This is a genomic window from Pseudoalteromonas aquimarina (assembly GCF_049257255.1).
Classification (GTDB): Bacteria; Pseudomonadota; Gammaproteobacteria; order Enterobacterales; family Alteromonadaceae; genus Pseudoalteromonas.
In genome coordinates this window covers 816,065-833,955 of the sequence record NZ_JBMMUG010000001.1, presented here as the reverse complement: position 1 = coordinate 833,955, position 17,891 = coordinate 816,065, and the positions used below count along the sequence as shown (strand labels likewise).

At 39.2% G+C, this 17,891-nt stretch carries 12 protein-coding genes and 2 tRNA genes; 7 read left to right on the top strand and 7 right to left on the bottom strand.

The genetic code is table 11. From position 1 onward, the window contains the following. Positions 1-125: 125 nt before the first annotated feature. Genes recC through recD form a run of 3 tightly spaced genes read left to right on the top strand, consistent with a single transcriptional unit; the run spans position 126 to position 8,770 of the window. Positions 126-3,407 (top strand): exodeoxyribonuclease V subunit gamma, encoded by a 3,282-nt coding sequence (gene recC / locus AAEU29_RS03800; RefSeq protein ID WP_421972133.1) that lies wholly within the window; start codon positions 126-128, stop codon positions 3,405-3,407. Next, complete coding sequence (gene recB / locus AAEU29_RS03795; protein WP_421972132.1) at positions 3,394-6,963, top strand: exodeoxyribonuclease V subunit beta; 3,570 nt, start codon at positions 3,394-3,396, stop codon at positions 6,961-6,963. The genes recC and recB overlap by 14 nt, the downstream gene beginning before the upstream one ends. Beyond that, complete coding sequence (gene recD, locus AAEU29_RS03790; protein ID WP_421972131.1) at positions 6,956-8,770, top strand: exodeoxyribonuclease V subunit alpha; 1,815 nt, start codon at positions 6,956-6,958, stop codon at positions 8,768-8,770. Before recB ends, recD begins: the two co-directional genes overlap by 8 nt. 382 nt (positions 8,771-9,152) lie before the next feature. Here recD and AAEU29_RS03785 read toward each other — a convergent pair whose 3' ends face one another. Beyond that, entirely contained in the window at positions 9,153-10,130 is a 978-nt protein-coding gene (locus AAEU29_RS03785; RefSeq protein WP_274763156.1) for a pentapeptide repeat-containing protein, read from the bottom strand. 56 nt (positions 10,131-10,186) lie between these two features. Next, positions 10,187-11,833 carry a response regulator gene (locus tag AAEU29_RS03780; protein WP_421972130.1) on the bottom strand — a complete coding sequence of 549 codons (1,647 nt, stop codon included), beginning with the start codon at positions 11,831-11,833 and terminating at the stop codon, positions 10,187-10,189. Positions 11,834-11,893: 60 nt separating this feature from the next. Between AAEU29_RS03780 and AAEU29_RS03775 the strand changes: the two genes are divergently transcribed. Next, positions 11,894-12,583, top strand: a complete 690-nt coding sequence (locus tag AAEU29_RS03775; protein WP_421972129.1) for a M48 family metallopeptidase — start codon at positions 11,894-11,896, stop codon at positions 12,581-12,583. 16 nt (positions 12,584-12,599) lie between these two features. On the opposite strand, the gene AAEU29_RS03770 is transcribed toward AAEU29_RS03775, so the two are convergent. Further along, positions 12,600-12,684, bottom strand: a tRNA-Tyr gene (locus AAEU29_RS03770). 331 nt (positions 12,685-13,015) lie between these two features. After that, positions 13,016-13,100 (bottom strand) — tRNA-Tyr (locus AAEU29_RS03765). A gap of 112 nt (positions 13,101-13,212) precedes the next feature. Here AAEU29_RS03765 and AAEU29_RS03760 point away from each other — a divergent pair. Then, positions 13,213-13,722 carry a VC2046/SO_2500 family protein gene (locus tag AAEU29_RS03760; RefSeq protein WP_421972128.1) on the top strand — a complete coding sequence of 170 codons (510 nt, stop codon included), beginning with the start codon at positions 13,213-13,215 and terminating at the stop codon, positions 13,720-13,722. 136 nt (positions 13,723-13,858) lie between these two features. On the opposite strand, the gene AAEU29_RS03755 is transcribed toward AAEU29_RS03760, so the two are convergent. From AAEU29_RS03755 to AAEU29_RS03745, 3 genes are all read right to left on the bottom strand, one after another. After that, entirely contained in the window at positions 13,859-14,281 is a 423-nt protein-coding gene (locus AAEU29_RS03755) for a YchJ family protein (protein ID WP_421972127.1), read from the bottom strand. Between the two features lie 63 nt (positions 14,282-14,344). Then, positions 14,345-14,782 (bottom strand): SulA-like leucine-rich domain-containing protein, encoded by a 438-nt coding sequence (locus AAEU29_RS03750; RefSeq protein WP_274760025.1) that lies wholly within the window; start codon positions 14,780-14,782, stop codon positions 14,345-14,347. Between the two features lie 83 nt (positions 14,783-14,865). Beyond that, entirely contained in the window at positions 14,866-15,336 is a 471-nt protein-coding gene (locus AAEU29_RS03745) for a tetratricopeptide repeat protein (RefSeq protein WP_421972126.1), read from the bottom strand. 143 nt (positions 15,337-15,479) lie between these two features. Here AAEU29_RS03745 and AAEU29_RS03740 point away from each other — a divergent pair, with 143 nt between their 5' ends. Beyond that, the gene (locus AAEU29_RS03740; RefSeq protein WP_421972125.1) at positions 15,480-16,769 is read left to right on the top strand and encodes an NCS2 family permease; all 1,290 of its coding nucleotides are present in this window, start codon (positions 15,480-15,482) and stop codon (positions 16,767-16,769) included. A 40-nt stretch (positions 16,770-16,809) separates the two neighbouring features. After that, positions 16,810-17,868 (top strand): CDP-glycerol glycerophosphotransferase family protein, encoded by a 1,059-nt coding sequence (locus tag AAEU29_RS03735; protein ID WP_421972124.1) that lies wholly within the window; start codon positions 16,810-16,812, stop codon positions 17,866-17,868. Positions 17,869-17,891 lie beyond the last annotated feature (23 nt).

Below are 17,891 nucleotides of genomic sequence, written 5' to 3'. Positions count from 1 at the left end.
TGGGTGTTTAAATGCCTTTAGTCTAACAAAAAGAATAGCGGCACGTTAGCTTTTTACTCTTTCATAGTCAGCCGCATTTATTTAAATTAATATAAGGTAAACCAATTAGTTAGTTTGTTCTAAAAATGCTGCATATTATTCAATCAAACCGTATGGAAGCGCTTCAGCTTCACTTATCTCAGTCGTTACTGCACAGTCCCAACCCTAGCATTTTTGATCAAGAGCAAGTGCTGGTGCAATCACCCGGTATGGCGCAGTGGTTAAAGGTTCTGATTGCCGAGCAGCATGGTGTTACTGGGCAAATTGATTATGTGCTGCCATCAAGTTATATCTGGCGTTTGTACCAAAATTTACTGCCCGATGTACCGGAAGATTCGTCATTTAATAAAAATAATATGGCGTGGAAGCTGTTTAACATTTTGCCAAGTTGTTTAGACCAAACGGAATTTTCCCTGTTGAAGCAGTATTTAATTGAGACTAAAACCGCACTTGATAGTGACACGCGTTTATTTGGATTATGTGAAAAAATTGCCGATGCGTTTGACCAATATTTAATGTACCGCCCTCAGTGGTTAGAAAGTTGGCAACAAGGGAATGATAAATTAGCGGATGTAGATATATCAATTGCACCTTGGCAGCCAATTCTTTGGCGTAAGTTACTTGAACACACTCAAACTTTGGGGCAAAACCCGTATCACCGAGCTAATTTGCATCAAGAATTAATCAGTGCTCTTACCACCAAGCCGGTTTCACTTAGCCATCAAAATTTATATATTTTTGGTCTCTCAGCAATACCAAGCCAACAACTTGAAGTATTTCAAGCATTGGCAGAGCACATTGATGTATATATTTATTTGTGCAACCCCAGTAAGCATTATTGGGGTGATGTGGTTGATGAAAAAACCAAAGCAAAAATCATTGCCAATTATGAAGTAAAGCCAAATATCGATGCTGAAGGTGAAGACTACTATATCGTTGGTAATCCACTGTTAGCTTCATGGGGTAAACTCGGGCGCGAATATTTAGAGCAATTAGTAGAGCTAGATGCACAGTGGACTGATTTATATATTGAAAAGTTTGAAGAAAATTTGCTCGGCAAATTACAACAAGAGATTTTTGAATTAGCCTTTAAAGGCGTGCCACTGGCCAGCGATCCAACCTGGTTTGTCTCAGATGAGGGCAAACTTTCGTTTAGTGAAAGCTCAGCCTTACCATCACTGATGTTTTCACGCTGTCATAATGCGCTGCGTGAAGTTGAAGCCTTGCACGACCATTTACTTAATTTGTTTACTGAAAACCCAGAACTTACCCCGCGCGATATTATTGTAATGATGCCAGACTCTGGCCAATACAGCCCATATATTGAAGCGGTGTTTGGTAGTGCCAAAGACAATCGTTATATTCCGTTTGCGATATCTGATTTAGGTGTAGAACAAGAAAAACCGATAGTGAACAGCTTTATCAAGCTTGCCGATATAGGGTCTTGTCGTTTTTACGTTTCAGATATTCTCGATTTACTGCAAGTTGACGAGATATCAGTAAAATTTGAGATTACCAGTGAAGAGCTTACTCAAATTAGTTATTGGTTAGAGCAAGTGAATATTCGTTGGGGCATCGATGGCCAACATAAAGGTGAGTTTAACCAACCTCAAATCGATATTAACAGCTGGCGCCAAGGACTTTCCCGTTTAGTGCTTGGCTTTGCCATGAAAGATGAAACCACTGAATTTAATTCGCTCTATGCCGCAGATGAAGTGGAAGGCATGGCAGTGGAAACACTGGCAAAGTTAATTCGTTTTTTTGAAGCCTTAGAAGACACGCAAAGTGCACTTAAAGTGAGCGGGAATTTAGCAAATAAAGTAGGGCAACTACAACAGTTAGCAATGCGTTTTTATGCAACGGACGCCAGTCAAAATAACGACTTAAGCTTTATTCAAAAAGCGCTAGAAAAAATGCTTATGCATTTTGATAATGGCGATCATAGCGGATTAGTGTCGCAAACCTTAATGGTACACATTTTAAAACAACAGCTAATGCAAAAAGGCGTTGGACAGCGCTTTTTTATGGGGCAAGTTAACTTTTGTACTTTAATGCCAATGCGTGCAGTACCGTTTAAAGTGGTATGCATTTTAGGGTTAAACGATGGCGATTATCCGCGCAGTGTGCAGCCCCTTGGTTTTGATTTATTGCAACACAGTAAACCTCAAAAAGGCGACCGTTCGCGTAAAATGGACGACCGTTATCTCTTCCTAGAGGCGCTACTAAGTGCGCGCGAACACGTGTATTTAAGTTATATGGGCAATTCGTGCGTTGATAATTCAGAGCGTCTTCCTAGCGTGTTGGTGAGTGAACTGACGGATTATTTAGCGCGAGTATTTACCCATCCAGAAAATAAACTAATCGATTCACTCACGGTAAATCATTACTTGCAGCCGTTTAACCCTGCGTATTACCAAGTATCATCAATGCAAAGTTACAACCCGATTTGGCTACCCAAAGCACAATTAACGAGTACACATGTTGAGTCACTTGCGCCTGAATTAGACTCGCAAATTGACCTAGCGATGTTTATTCAGCAGTTGCTTGCGCCACAGCAATCATTTTATCGCTACACCATAGGCGCACGCTTAGGCGACTATCAATATAATAACCAAGATGATGAAACCTTTGTGTTAGATGGCTTAACACGCTATCGCTATTATCAAGAAATTATTGAACAAGATTACCTTGATAATACGCCAAACCTTGATGCTATTATTGCCAGAGGTGATTTACCCCAAGGTGCTGGGGCAGAGCTTGCTTTAGAAACAATGGTTACTGCAGTAACGCCACTGTTAACTGAACTTAAGCGTCATCAGGTTATTACACAGCAAGCACAAAGCAATGAACTTATTCGTATTGAGTTAGCATTTAAGCAGTTACAGCTTAATGGCACATTAAAATCAGTATCCCTAGGGAATCAATACCTCTACAGGCCAACAGGGGCCTTGAAAGCAAAAGATAAAATAGCTGGGTATTTATATCACCTTGCAGGCTGTGCATCAGGTAATGTGAACACCACTTTATTTTTATCACTAAATGGCTATTTAGAGTACCAAAAATTAGCAGAAGACGACGCCTATGCACTGCTTGAAAAGTGGGTTGCGCTTTATACCCAAATATTTACGCGTCCGTTACCGTTTTTCGCTAATGCTGGTTTTAGTTATTTACAAAAACGTGAACTTGCCTCAGCTGAAGCTGTTTTCTCTGGCACGCCGTTTGTTGGCAGGAATGAGGTAAGCGACCCTTACATTTCACTTGATTTCACCACACTTGAGAGTGTGGCAGATGAATTTATCGCATTAACAGAATCTTACCTTGCACCAATCGATGCCATTATCACGGAGCATAAACATGCAAAAGCTTAATCCAATGGCGATGCCACTGTGTGGCGCGAACTTAATTGAAGCAAGTGCCGGTACAGGTAAAACTTACACCATTACCGCGCTTTATTTGCGCTTATTACTGGGCTTTAGCACCGAGGGTGAAAAACAAACACCGCTTAGCATCGAACAAATTCTGGTTGTGACGTTTACCGAGGCCGCCACCGCTGAAATTAAAGACCGGGTGCGTCAGCGCTTAATTACGCTGCGCGATAAACTGCTGGGTAAAGACACAAAAGACGAGGTGGTTAATCAGCTGTTTGAATTGATTGACGATCACCACAATGCATTTTACCGCATTGATAGCGCAGTTAAATCACTCGATGATGCTGCGATATTTACCATTCACGGCTTTTGCCAACGCATGTTAAAGCAGCATGCGTTTGAATCGGGTATGGCGTTTAATTTGCAGTTTATTATGGATCAAAGTGAACTGCTTGAAACGGCGATTAAAGATTTTTGGCGCCAGTTTGTATTTCCGCTTAATAAACAAAGTTATGCCGCAGTCACCAACTGTTTTTCATCACCAGATGCGATCCTTAAAAACCTATTTGGTTTACTCAGTCGTACAGGCATAGAAATCACCCCGCAATATAGCTTTGATGATGCGTTATTACTGCAAAGTCAGTTAGTTGAAAAAGCTAATAACTTAAAAGACCAAGTGTTAGCAGAAGAATTTATAGGTTTTATTGAGAATACGCCATTTAAAAAATCTAAACCGATTGCCAGCAGTAAAAACTTAGGCTTATTAAAGGATTATTGTGAGAGTGATGAGGTTATCTTTGTCGGCGCTTCAAATCGTTCGTTTGAAATATGGGGTGAGGGGGCATTTGCCGACAAAGGCAATTATTTAAAAGATAAAACACCTGTTACTCATCCGCTTGCGGCACAGTTTGATGAATTAAGCGTACTTAAAGAAAAAGCCGAGGCTGCACTGCCGGTGTCTATTTTAATTAGTGCTTATCATTATTTAGTTGATTGGCTTCTAAGCGAAAAGCAAAAGCATCAGTTGATTAACCCAGATGACTTGTTAAAAAACTTAAGCCAAGCGCTTGAAAGTAACACCAGCGGTGAACTGGCCAATGCCATTTTAGCGCAGTACCCAGTGGCATTAATTGATGAGTTCCAAGATACCGACCCAATTCAATACGGTATTTTCGCCAATATCTATTTACGCAATAGCAGCGTATCAGACAAAGACAATGCACTGATTATGATTGGCGACCCAAAACAAGCCATTTATGGCTTTCGTGGTGCCGATATATTTACCTACATTGATGCAAAGCACCAAGTACCTATTGATAGTCATTATACGCTTGATACCAACTATCGTTCTTCCAAGCAGATTGTGGATGGCGTTAACAGTATTTTCTCGCTGAAAGACGATAGCTTTATTTTCAATAAAGACATTCCTTTTGCCAAAGTAAATGCCTTTGGTAAAAGTGCAGAAGATGGTTTATTTGTTGATGGTAAAGGCAAATCGGGCATTCATTTTTGTGTGCTTGATGAACTGGAAGACACCATTGCCAAAGGCGCAGGTGATAGCCAACTGGCCGCCATTTGTGCAGCCCAAATCTCATCGTTACTGACTGCAGGAAAAGATAAACGCGCCGTAATCGAACAAGTGCCACTTAAAGCGAGTGATATTGCGGTATTGGTGCGTGATAGAAACCAAGCGAATATGATTAAAACGGCGCTGCAAAAACTAGGTGTTGCTAGCGTGTTTCTCTCTCGTGATAGTGTGTTTGAAACACCGTTAGCAAGCCATTTATTAACGTTTTTATCAGCGTTACTTGCACCCTACAATGAGGCAACCTTTCGCGGAGTGTTAGTTGGGCCGCTTTTTGCCCTTAATTATGCGGATGTGCATCAACTTACGCAAAATACCAAAGCTTGGGAATACACCTTAGATACCTTTGCCGCGCTTAAATTATTGCTACAGCAAAAAGGCGTGATGGCGGTTATTGAGTCGCTGGTTGAGCAAAACGCACTGCCGAGCCGTTGGCAACAAAAAGGCTGGGATGTAGCGCGCTTACTCACAGATATTCGTCACTTAGGTGAGTTACTGCAGCAGAAACAACTGTCATTGAATAGCTATCATCGTTTATTACATTGGCTGCATGATCAAATTACTAAATTTGCCGCAGAAGGTTCGCAACTTCGTTTAGAAACCGATCAGCAATTGGTAAATATCGTGACTATGCATGGCTCGAAGGGCCTTGAATACCCGGTAGTTTATATGCCTTTTGCCGCTAGTTTTAGAGAAAACAGCGAAGCGGTATACCACGATGAAAGCGGCAAACTTATTTACGATTTAAACCCATCGGATGACGCTAAAGCTATTGCCAATAAAGAAAGCCTTGCAGAAGATTTGCGTTTGCTCTACGTGGCACTTACACGGGCTGTGCACTACTTGGTGGTTGGGCTTTATAACTGCAAAGACGGACGTAGTAAAACCCCCGGTTTAAGCAAAACGCCGCTTGGTCATCTGTTGTTTGATAAAGATGATATCGATACCGGCCATGATTGGTACGCACAGCTCAGCACCTTTTGTGCTGGACATACTGGGCTAAGCGCAAGCTGTTACTCTTTGCCAGAAGCCGCTGAAATTTATACATCAGAGAGCAGCGCAAACACTGAGTGCCTAGTAAAACGAAAAGAGCAAGCTGTACCTAATCAATGGCGATTAACCAGCTTTTCATCGCTAACAAAAGTAAGTCATGGCGATAGCGAAGCGTTTGACTATAAACAAGGTGCTAATGATGAAATGCATTTGCTTGATTGGCAAACAGCAGTCATTACCCAATTACAAAATGAGTTTAGTTTTCCAAAAGGTGCAAATGCGGGTAGTTGCTTACATGCCATTATGGAAGAAATTGATTTTAATGCACCCAACACACCTATTTATCAACAAAAGTTGCCGCTCAGTGAGGTGGTTGAAAAACAACTCTTGGCTTACCAAATAGAAAGTGAATGGCAAAGTGTGGTTGAAAATTGGATAAAGCAATTACTTACAAAGCCATTAGCGCCACTTACTGTAGCAATGAGTGATTTAAATATGGCGCAGTGTTTAATTGAAATGGAATTTATGCTGCCGGTAAATGCGCTTGTTACCCGAAAACTAAACGATATTTTATTAACGCAAAGCCGTGACCATTTTACGCCACTTACCAATGCCACCATTAGTGGCATGTTAAAGGGCTTTATCGATTTAATTTTCTGTTATGACGGGCGTTATTATGTTCTTGATTATAAGTCGAATTACTTAGGTGAGAGTGGGGATGATTACAGCCAAGATAATATGGAAAGTGTCATGAGTTCTCACCATTACCATTTACAATATTTACTGTATACCGTTGCACTACACCGTTTATTAAAAAGCCGTATTCGAAATTATGATATTCATACCCATTTGGGCGGCAGCTTTTATTTGTTTATGCGTGGTATGCCATCAGGGCATGGCATTTATTATAAAGAGCCCAGTATAGAGCAAGTATTGGCACTCGATAGTTTATTCGATAAGGGGACATTCAATGCGTAAGTTACTTATTGAACATGACAAAATCGATGCGTTTGATATTCAACTTGCTGACATTTTAGTAGCAGAATCAGATTCACCCGTATTTTATTTAGTGTTGTTATTAAGCCGTGCAGTGCGTTCGCAACATTCGTGTTTACCGCTTACGAGTATTGATAGAGACGATCCATTTCATTTAGCGTTAACAAGCCATGGTAAAAAAGAATCACCTTTTACCGCAGAGGATGATTTTGCAGCACTGCTGACATCACATATTGCAGTAGGTGATGACAAGCCACTGCGTTTATATAACGACAACCTTTATTTTGCCCGCTATGACGATTATGAAAAGGTGTTTGTTAACGCCATTACAGCACGTAACGCATTAGAGCTTAATTTAGATAATGAGCAACTAAAAAACTTGCTAACAAACTATTTTGAACCGACCAACGACATAGATTGGCAAAAAGTGGCGTGTGCGGTTGCTTGCCTTAAGCGCTTTTGTATTATTTCGGGCGGGCCTGGGACAGGTAAAACCACCACAGTGACAAAGCTATTGGCAATTTTGCAATCGCTTTACAGTAAAGTGCCATTAAAAGTACAACTTGTTGCACCTACTGGTAAAGCCGCTGCCAGATTAAGCGAGTCGATTGCTAATGCAAAACAGTTTTTGAATATTGATTCGCAAATTGCAAAGCATATCCCTGATACAGCGCAAACGCTGCACCGTTTATTGGGGGTGATCCATTTATCCAATAAATTTCGTCATAATCAACAAAACCCATTGGATGTCGATTTAGTTATCTTAGATGAAGCATCCATGGTTGATTTAGCCATGTTAGCTAAGTTGTTTGATGCCTTGCCTAAGCATGCACGCGTGATCTTATTAGGTGATAAAGATCAATTGTCATCAGTTGATACTGGTAATGTGTTGTCGGACTTATGTAAACCGCTGATGTTAGGTAAAGATCATTCTTATACTGGGCAAACGGCAAAGCAACTTGCACAGTTATTAGGTAAACCTATTAGTGCAACACAGCAAAATGACTATTTATTAAATGATAATCTAGCCTTTTTACAGGTGAGTCATCGCTTTAAATCAGACAGTGGTATTGGGTGTTTGGCAAAAGCGGTAAACAGCAATGATATTAATGCGCTACATCAGGTTTATTCAGATAATTTTAGTGACTTAACGTTTAGCTCATTAGAGACTGATTTCAAAGTATTTGTTGAACGTGCTGCAAGTAAGTATGAAGCGTATTTATCTGCAATAAAACAAGGCGCATCAATTAGTGAAATTCACAGTGCATTTGCCAATTATCAAGTACTTTGTGCAACCCGCGTTGGGCCTTATGGCACCAATGAGCTAAATACAAAAATTGAAAAAGAGTTAAGCAACAGCAACTTGATCCAGCGCAGTGGTGCTTTTTATATTGGTATGCCAATTATGGTGAGCGAAAACAATTACCAGTTGAATCTGTTTAACGGAGATATTGGCATTATTATCAAAGACGAAAACGACCGTTTAATGGCAAGTTTTATTGATGACCAAGGAGCGGAAAGGGTGATTTCTACGACCCGTTTGCCTCAGTTTGATACCGTTTATGCTATGACCATACATAAATCGCAAGGGTCTGAATTTAAAGATGTTGCCATGGTATTGCCTGCAAACTCTCCAGTAGTTAATCGCCAGCTGGTATACACTGGTATTACCCGCGCGAAAACTTCGTTTGAATTAATATCGCTTGCTGGTGGTTTAGAAAGGGCAATGGCAAAAACCGTATCGCGTTATTCAGGGTTATTTGGACGATTTCAACAAACTCGCTTATAGCGCTCAATATTTAGGCAGTTTGGCCGATGGTTAAAATAGGACGCAGTTAATATCAACCTAATGAAGGTTTATTACGTATTAATAAGGTAATCATGGTTGGTATTAATGTAACGTTAGGGATCACAATAAGTAAAATTGTCACCAAAACTTGGTCGCATTTATGCATGCATTAACGTGAGATGCCAAAGGTGGCAAAACTGATAGGGCTAAACCCAATTGATGAGGATCCTATTATGATTAGTCGAGAATATTGTAAAGCATTAGAGTTAAAAGTATTTAAAACCTCTAAACAGGTTAGAAGCTTAAAAGGTCAGCTATTCTTTTTTAGATTGCTTAGTGTTGTGTTTATGATGTTGTTTATTATTGGTAACATTCATTGATGTTATCGTGTCATTTTCTTAACGAACACAACCACGAAAAGCGCTAACGAAAAACTGCCGCAAAAGGCTTCGACTGCGGCAATTAAGCGCGAATATCCAAGCGGTGTTATGTCGCCATAGCCAAGGGTAGTAAAGGTGACAACGGAAAAGTATAAGCTGTTACCAAGTGCCATTAAGTTGTCTTTTAAACTGTGAGCTGGGTTAAATTGTAAGGTTTGTTCGTTATAGCTCACGCCAAACGCAAAGTAACAAAGAGCACAAATCAAAATTAACATCATTGAAAAGAAAATCACATTAACAGGGCGCTCGCCGTAGCCACACAACACATCAAAAAATTTAGATGCCATACGATGACGAGACCATTTAGGGTATTGATGGCGGCGCATTATCAACACTTTGTGATTGAACTTGCCTGATACTTCTAAAAGCCCCTGATTTTCAGCGGCGTTTCTTAAGTCTCGATAAATTTCTTCAGATTGCTCAAAATAGTCGAGCGCTTTATCGCTGTCATTTTGTTTTTCAGCTTTGCGTGCAAGGTCTTCTTGTAGCAGGGTGTGGCCAAGTTTCATATTATCGATGCGCGCACCAATTAATTTTACGCCAAGTAGGTTAGTACCTTCGAGCTTGGCACAGTGTAAATTAGCGTCCCGCAAATCTGCTTTCATAAGCGATGCATTGCGAATACAGGTATTATAAAGATGTGCATTTTGCATATTGGCGCGATAAAAATTGCTGTAGGATAAATTGAAATGTTCACCTTGGTGGTTCACCAAATTTAAACCAGTGAGATCTGCGCGTTTAAGTTGCAGCCCTTTTAATAAACCACCACGTTGGGCGTAGCGTTCAAGTTTTTCAGTAAGTGCTAAACCGCTTTTATCATATTTTTGGTCATGCCAAAAACAGTAACCGCCACCCATATCCAATTCACAACATTGTTCATTTTCAGGGGAAACATACTGGCATTTAGGTGCATGACTCATAGGCAATATTTAGCTGGCTTGCAATATTGTAAGCCTAGCACTTGAATCTTATTTTGCTAACTTTCTTGGTAATAGAGTTTGGCTAACTTATTGTATTCAAACTTAAGATCTTCGAGACGTTTGGCGTGCTGTGGCGGCAATGCCATACCATCAACAAGAACAAAGTTGCTTTGGCATTTCTCTAAAATAACATCGGCAGCTTGGCTTGCGCGTGGCAGTAATTGCAGTAATGCTTGTAATAAGTTTAGTGCGCTACCGGTATTCATAGGCGCATGCTTGAGCGCCATTTCAAATTGTACAATAGCGTCTTGAAAGTTACCTTGCTTATAAAGCTCAATACCTTTTGTATTATGTTGCTGAAACTCTGATTGTTTAGAAGCTAAGTCATCATTGCGACTGTGTAATTGGGCTAATACTTGGCTATTACTTTGTTTGGACGATTGGTATTTTTCAAGTTGGGCATTGGCATCATCAAATTCGCCCAAATCGAATAACGTCATAATTGAATCAGGCAAAATGGAATGGCTTAACGATTGCTCTGCAGTAAGCGGTGCAATGATTTTCTTGGCAGTTAAATATTCTCCTTCACTGACACTCAATCGTGCTTCACAAAAGGTATTAAACTCATTAAAAAGAATAGGCTCCTCAACAACCGTTGGGTCACTTTGTGCTTGACGAAGCGAGCTTTTAATTTGCGATGTTAGCTCTGATTTTTCATGTTTAGAGTTTGCATTATTGAGTTGGCTAAACATGGCACGAATATAATTAAATTGGTAATCAATATGTGCAAACGCAGTACCTTTCGACATCGCAAGTAACGTATTTTGCGCTTTGACAAGCGCATCAAGATCATTATTTGCCTGGGCAATTTCTGCAAAAGTGCGTTGCCTAGCAAAAGAGTGTGGCGAAATATTACAGCTTTGCTCTATTAAAAACAGAGACTCTTTCCCTTGGTTAAGTTGATTAAGGCAAAGGGCTTTTATATCTAACGCATCAATATTAAAGCGATTTTGGCCTAACAATTCATCGCATATGCGAATGGCCTGATCATACTTAGTTAAATAAAAACAGGCTTGCGCTAGGTAGGTCAGTGCCCATGTTGGCCTTGCACTTTCGAGCACTGAATTAAGTAGATCAAATGCTTTTTGGTTTTCGCCTAAATCAAAATAAACTTGGCAAGCACGCTTAAAGCAAAATTGCGCATTGCGAGCACCTTTTTTTGAAATTTCAAGGTATTGCTCAGCAGCGAGTGCGAGTTGGCCGTCTTCGATCGCTTGATTGGCGTGATAAAATAACTTCTTTTTCGCAGAGAGTTTATTTAGACGTGTTTTTAACATACCACTTGAGAATGGTTTGATTAGATAATCATCTGGTTCTATTTCGAGTACAGATAATACAACTGAGCGTGTGCTTTCACCTGTGACTAAAATGGATATGCTGTGGCGCGAGAGTTTATTTAAGTATTTTAATTCTTCAAGAAACTGTTTACCGTTTCTACCTTGCCCAAGGTTATAATCAATAAATACAATATCTACGGAATCTTTTTCGATTTTGTTAAGCGCAGCTTCACCCGAATCGTAAAATGAAATATTGTTAGCACCGAGTTGTACCAGCATACCTTTAAGTAGTTTTTGGAACGACTTTTGGTCATCAATAATAAGAATGCTCTTATCTTTTAAAGAATTTTCGCTGATTTGGCTCATTTATATACGTATTAGCGCAAGATACTTATAACTATAGCAAGTTAACCACAATAGAAAATAATGTCGATCAAATATCAGTTAAAACGCAGTAAAAAACGCAAAACCTTGGCAATAAAAATTAAGGAAAATCAAGTATTAGTATACGCACCAAATTACCTTGCGCTTAATGTGATTGAACAATGGCTTACTAGCAAACAAGATTGGATTGAAAAGCACCTTGCTAATCAGCAAAAAAGACCGCTAGCCAAATCAGTTTTAGAGCTAGAGTGTGTAACATTCATGGGTAAGACTTATTCACTCGTTTATGAATCAGATTCTGTTCAATCCAAAGTAATGCTGGATGGTGACGTACTTCGCATTAACACTTCTAAGCGTGTTAAACATATTGAAGAGAAACAACTTAGTTTATTAATGCAATTTGCTGCTCAGCAACTTACAAGCTACTGCGAAGAAAAAGCAGCTGATATGGCTAATAAATTGAAAGTGAGCTTCCAAATGGTGAGTGTAAAACATATTAAAAGCCGCTGGGGGTCATGTGATACAAAAGGGCGTTTGCAATTTAATTTGCAATTATCGAGTGCACCACTTTGGGTGATTAATTATGTAATTGCTCATGAAGTTGCACATTTGCAGGTGATGGATCACAGCTACCGATTTTGGCAAGTAGTAAAAATGCTTTATCCAGAATACAAAAAGGCTGAAAGTTGGCTAAAAGAAAATGGATTTAAGTTAGATATATTTAAGGTTTGAAACTTCAGAAAGAAAGTGGTGGAGGGGGACGGATTCGAACCATCGAAGGCAATGCCGTCAGATTTACAGTCTGATCCCTTTGGCCGCTCGGGAACCCCTCCACTGAAGTAGGCGCAATATTAGAGAAGCTTTATCTAGCTGTAAAGTACTTTTTAAAATTTAGCGTTTAACTGCTCGAAAACCAGCCACAATAGTTAAATTTCATACAAGCATGCTCTAAATCGATAAAAACACAAATTGGCCACGATTTTAAAACAAAGAAACTTGACTCATTAGAGGCTTAGATTTTTAACTTTTTGGAATTTGGAATTTGGAATTTGGAATTTGGAATTTGGAATTTGGAATTTGGAATTTGGAATTTGGAATTTGGAATTTGGAATTTGGAATTTGGAATTTGGAATTTGGAATTTGGAATTTGGAATAAAAGAGAAGTGGTGGAGGGGGACGGATTCGAACCATCGAAGGCAATGCCGTCAGATTTACAGTCTGATCCCTTTGGCCGCTCGGGAACCCCTCCACGAGAACGAGGCGAATATTAACAAACTAAAAAATTAAGTAAAGGTTAAAGCTAAAGTTTTTTATATTTTTGTCGATAACAGCTTTGTTATTGAACAAATTGATTATTAAAAATGCAAATTGAACAGATCATCACACATGAAGCGCAACTTGGAGAACAACTCTGCCAAAGTGTTGCTACAGATCGTCAAAGTGATTTTGCATTTTTACTTGCCATGCTTAGTCATGATGCAACCGAATTTTCACAGTTTAATCTTCCGCAAAGTGAAAAAGAATTACTCAGTGATCCATTACTTGAGTTTGCTAAGCAAGGAGCTGGCCCGAAAAAGCCATTAGCTGCTGAGCCATTTAATGGATTGATAGGTCAACAAAACTGTCTGTTACTAATCGAGCAAGGCTTAAATGCTATTCATCTTAACGAATGCTTGAATCCAGAACCATTCACTTGCAAAAATGATACAAAATACATTTCTCCGGTTGTTATCGACAATTGCCCACCTGCAACACAAAAAAAATTAATTGCAGCCAAGAATGTGGCTTTAACAAATAAAAAAATGGATATTGACGGCTTTTATAGCAGTATTGAAAAAAGTCAAAACTACGATTTTGCTTCCGTTGCTTAGGCTTAATAATAAGCAAAGCATTAATAACACTTGAATCATTCTAAAACACACACAATTTAAAACACAAAAAAGGCGATAATAGTTATCGCCTTTTTTATTTGTGAACACACTAATTAAAACGGTTGTGTATTAATTATTAAGCGTGGCACTTTTTGTATTTTTTTTCACTACCGCATGGGCATGGGTCATTTCTACCTACTTTTTCCTCAGCGTGCTGTGTAATAGTGCCATCTAAGTAACGCCATTGATTGTCTTCCACTATAAAGTTTGAAGTTTCTTCTAATTGACAATAATAACCATCACACAAATAGTCAGCTTTAAAATGCACTGTTGCTGTGTTATCAACTTCTTCAAAATTATAAACAGTGAGACCAATAAAGTTTGCTAGTTCGGCAAATGCAGCAATATCACGAACACTATTTTCTGCCTGTTTAGAACTTGCATAGGTGTTATGAATATAGTCACTGTTATTTATGCAATATGCACTGTAGCGAGAACGCATAAGTTGTTCAGCATTTTCAGCTTTTGTTTCACCGTTAATAATCGGTAAGCAACACATCTCAAATGCAATAGAATTTCCGCAATAACACATAGTTTCGTTTCGTTAAGTTAAAAAGGTATTTTAGCAAAGTGTAGGTTTAGTCGTCATACCTTTACTTGCTGCAAAATGATAAAAATAGCCATTAAAGTGAGATTGGTTTGCCGCAAGCGAACTTAATGTCACCTCATCTAACATATTTGTCCACGACACAACTGCACCAAAATTTCCGTTTTTAAGCGCTGAGTTAACAACATATTCAATGTTAATTAAATGACGCTTACGAATAATTAGAAGTTTACTGTGATCAATCGATAGGCTTTCTAATAATGATTTGCTTGGTACTGCATCTGGTGCTAACAGCAAAGTCCATTTATTTTCACAGGTATGTTTTTGCAAAATCTCAATGAGAGCAAGTGTCTCTTGAATATCATCTTGCACATTTATTACTTTCAGTTTGTCTGACGCGATTTCACTTATTTCTAACGTTTGCTGTGTTGAAAGGTGCTGAGCTTGTAACATAACGATACCTGTTTAAATATACAGTGGAATTATCTATACAGTATTTTATACAGTAATCTGTTTCAAGCGTTTTTTGCTATTTTTTACACAATTTTTTCATTGTTAAATATATTGTCATGGATAAGTTCATATAAATCAGCAGCTTGCTTTTTTGCATCCGTAATTTGTTTTGCCTGTAAAAGAGGTTGAAGTTTGCCTATCGCCTCGACTGCTTCAATTGACCCTTGGCTTTCAGCTAAACATAACCAGGTATATGCATGGTAAACACTTTGAGGCAGCCCCGAACCTTTTGCGAACATCATGCCTAAATAAAATTGCGCTTTGACATGGCCTTGCATAGCGGCAAATCGCATATATTTTGCTGCACCGACATCATTACGTGCTTTTGACATCGATACCGAAGTGGCAAATAGTCGTTCGCTGTCTTTTGCGTCAGCCTTGGCGTGTTTTTCACTGAGCTCTTTTTTTATTGCAAGTAACGTAGAGAGAATAAGTTGTTCAACTTCAGCGATTGTTAACGCGTCTATTTCTATGTGTTGATTCGTGTTTTCCATGATGCCCCAAATAAAGTGAACTTAAAGTAAGTTTAGAAGCTTTTGATTTTTTCACTTAATTTCGATTCACAATGACTTAAAAATTTAATTTTTTGTGTGTCACTGGTATGATCACAACCCCCTTAAGACACAGTAACGTAATCATGTTTGAACAACTTTTTAAAATAAACCAACAGGGCAGTTCGGTTAAGCGTGAGGTGATAGCTGGTATCACCACATTTGTCACTATGGTTTACATAGTATTCGTTAACCCTGCAATGCTTGCAGAAGCGGGAATCGATCAAGGTGCGGCATTTGTTGCTACGTGTTTAGCAGCTGCGATTGGTTGTTTTATTATGGGCTTTTGGGCAAATTACCCAATCGCACTTGCACCTGGTATGGGCTTAAATGCCTTTTTCACCTACGGTGTTGTACTTGGCATGGGTTATAGTTGGCAAAGTGCATTGGCAGCCGTGTTTTTCTCAGGAATTATCTTTTTACTATTAAGTTTATTTAAAGTAAGAGAGTGGATAATCAATGCGATCCCATTAGTATTAAAACGTGCAATTGCCACAGGTATTGGTGCATTTTTAGCGTTAATTGCCCTTAAAAATTCAGGCATTATTGTGGCAAGTCCAGCGACATTAGTGCAATTAGGTGTTATTACCCAAGCTGGTCCTTTACTTGCGATTATTAGTTTTTTCTTTATCGCAGCGCTTTTGTACCGTGATATTAAAAGCGGCGTGTTATTTAGTATTTTAGGTGTAACCGCAATCGCATTATCACTTGGCTTAGTTGAATATAATGGCATTGTATCTATGCCACCTTCACTTGCACCAACTTGGATGGAACTCGACTTTGCAAGTGCGCTTGAGCTTTCAATGTTAAGTGTTATTTTTGCGTTTTTATTCGTCGATTTATTCGATACGTCAGGCACTTTAGTTGCTGTTTCACAAAAAGCAGGATTTTCTGACGAAAAGGGCAACATTCCGCGAATGGGAAGAGCGCTTAGTGCAGATAGTTGTGCAACGATTGCTGGTGCAACGTTAGGTACATCAACAACAACATCGTATATTGAGTCGGTGGCAGGTGTTTCTGTTGGTGGTAAAACAGGTTTAACCGCTGTGGTTGTTGGTATTTGCTTTTTACTAATGCTGTTTTTTGCACCGCTTGCAGCTATGGTTCCGGCTTACGCAACGGCGGGTGCTATTTTGTATGTTGCAGTACTGATGTTACAAAACTTAAAACTAGTAGATTGGGATGATATGACAGAAGCTGTACCTGTTGCAGTTGTGTTATTAATGACGCCATTAACGTTCTCAATCGCACATGGTATTGCATTGGGTTTTATTGCTTACACTGCGGTGAAAGTAATGTGTAATCGCGGTAATGAAGTCAGTATCAGTGTATGGATATTATCAATCCTTTTTGTGGTTAAGTTCGCAGTATTATAATTCAAGGCGCTTAATGCGCCTTTAAATCAATGGAACGTGTATGCGTAAGTACCTCTTTTTTATTTCTCAAAACTATAGCTATGCTATTTTAAGACCATTACAACAGGAAATATTACGTCGTGGCGATACCGCAGCGTGGTTTTTATGGGGTAATGAAGTAAATGCGAGTTATCTAAAAGAAGATGAATTACAACTTCATACAGTTGATGAGGTAAAAGCATTTCAACCCGATGCGGTTTTTGTGCCGGGTAATACCGTTCCTCGATTTTTTCCTGGGGTTAAAGTTGCCGTATTTCATGGCTTTAATGCTGGGAAAATTAATCGCCGTGGTCAGAACGACCATTTTAATATTCGCCAGTGTTTTGATCTTTATTGCACACAAGGCCCTAACACCACAGAAACGTTTGAAAAGTTAGCGAAACAGCATGGTTATTTTAATGTAGTTGAAACCGGCTGGCCGACGCTGGATCCACTTTTCAAATCAGTAGACAGCGAAAATAAAAGCTCAAATATTAAAAGTGATAAGAAAACGGTACTTATGTGCTCAACCTTTTCACGTAATTTGACCTGTGCGCCTCATTTGTTTGAGCAAGTTAAAAAACTGAGCGCAACGGGTAAGTGGCGTTGGCTTGTTCAGTTTCACCCCAAAATGCCCAAGCAGATTGTTGACCAATATAAATCCCTCGAAAGCGAACATTTAACCTTTGTTGAAACCGACAATGTATTGCCGTTATTAACACAGGCAGATGTTATGCTGTGCGATACATCATCGGTTATTCAAATGTTTTTGGTACAAAATAAACCAGTAGTTACCTTCAATAACATCGAGCCACAACCCTATATGGTGAATTTTACAGAGCCTGAATTACTTGAAGAAAAACTGGCATTTGCGCTTCAGTTTCCAACCAGTTTACAAACCAGTGTAAGCGAGTACATTGAGCAGTTGCACCCTTACCGAGACGGCCAATCAAGTGCACGTGTACTTGAAGCGGTTGAACAAGTGCTGCAAGGTAAACTCACGACAGAAAAAAACAAACCGCTAAATTTGCTGCGCAATTTTAAATTAAGAAAAAAACTTAAATACTGGAAATTCAGCTAAAAAGCTTTTGCCTGACATTAAGT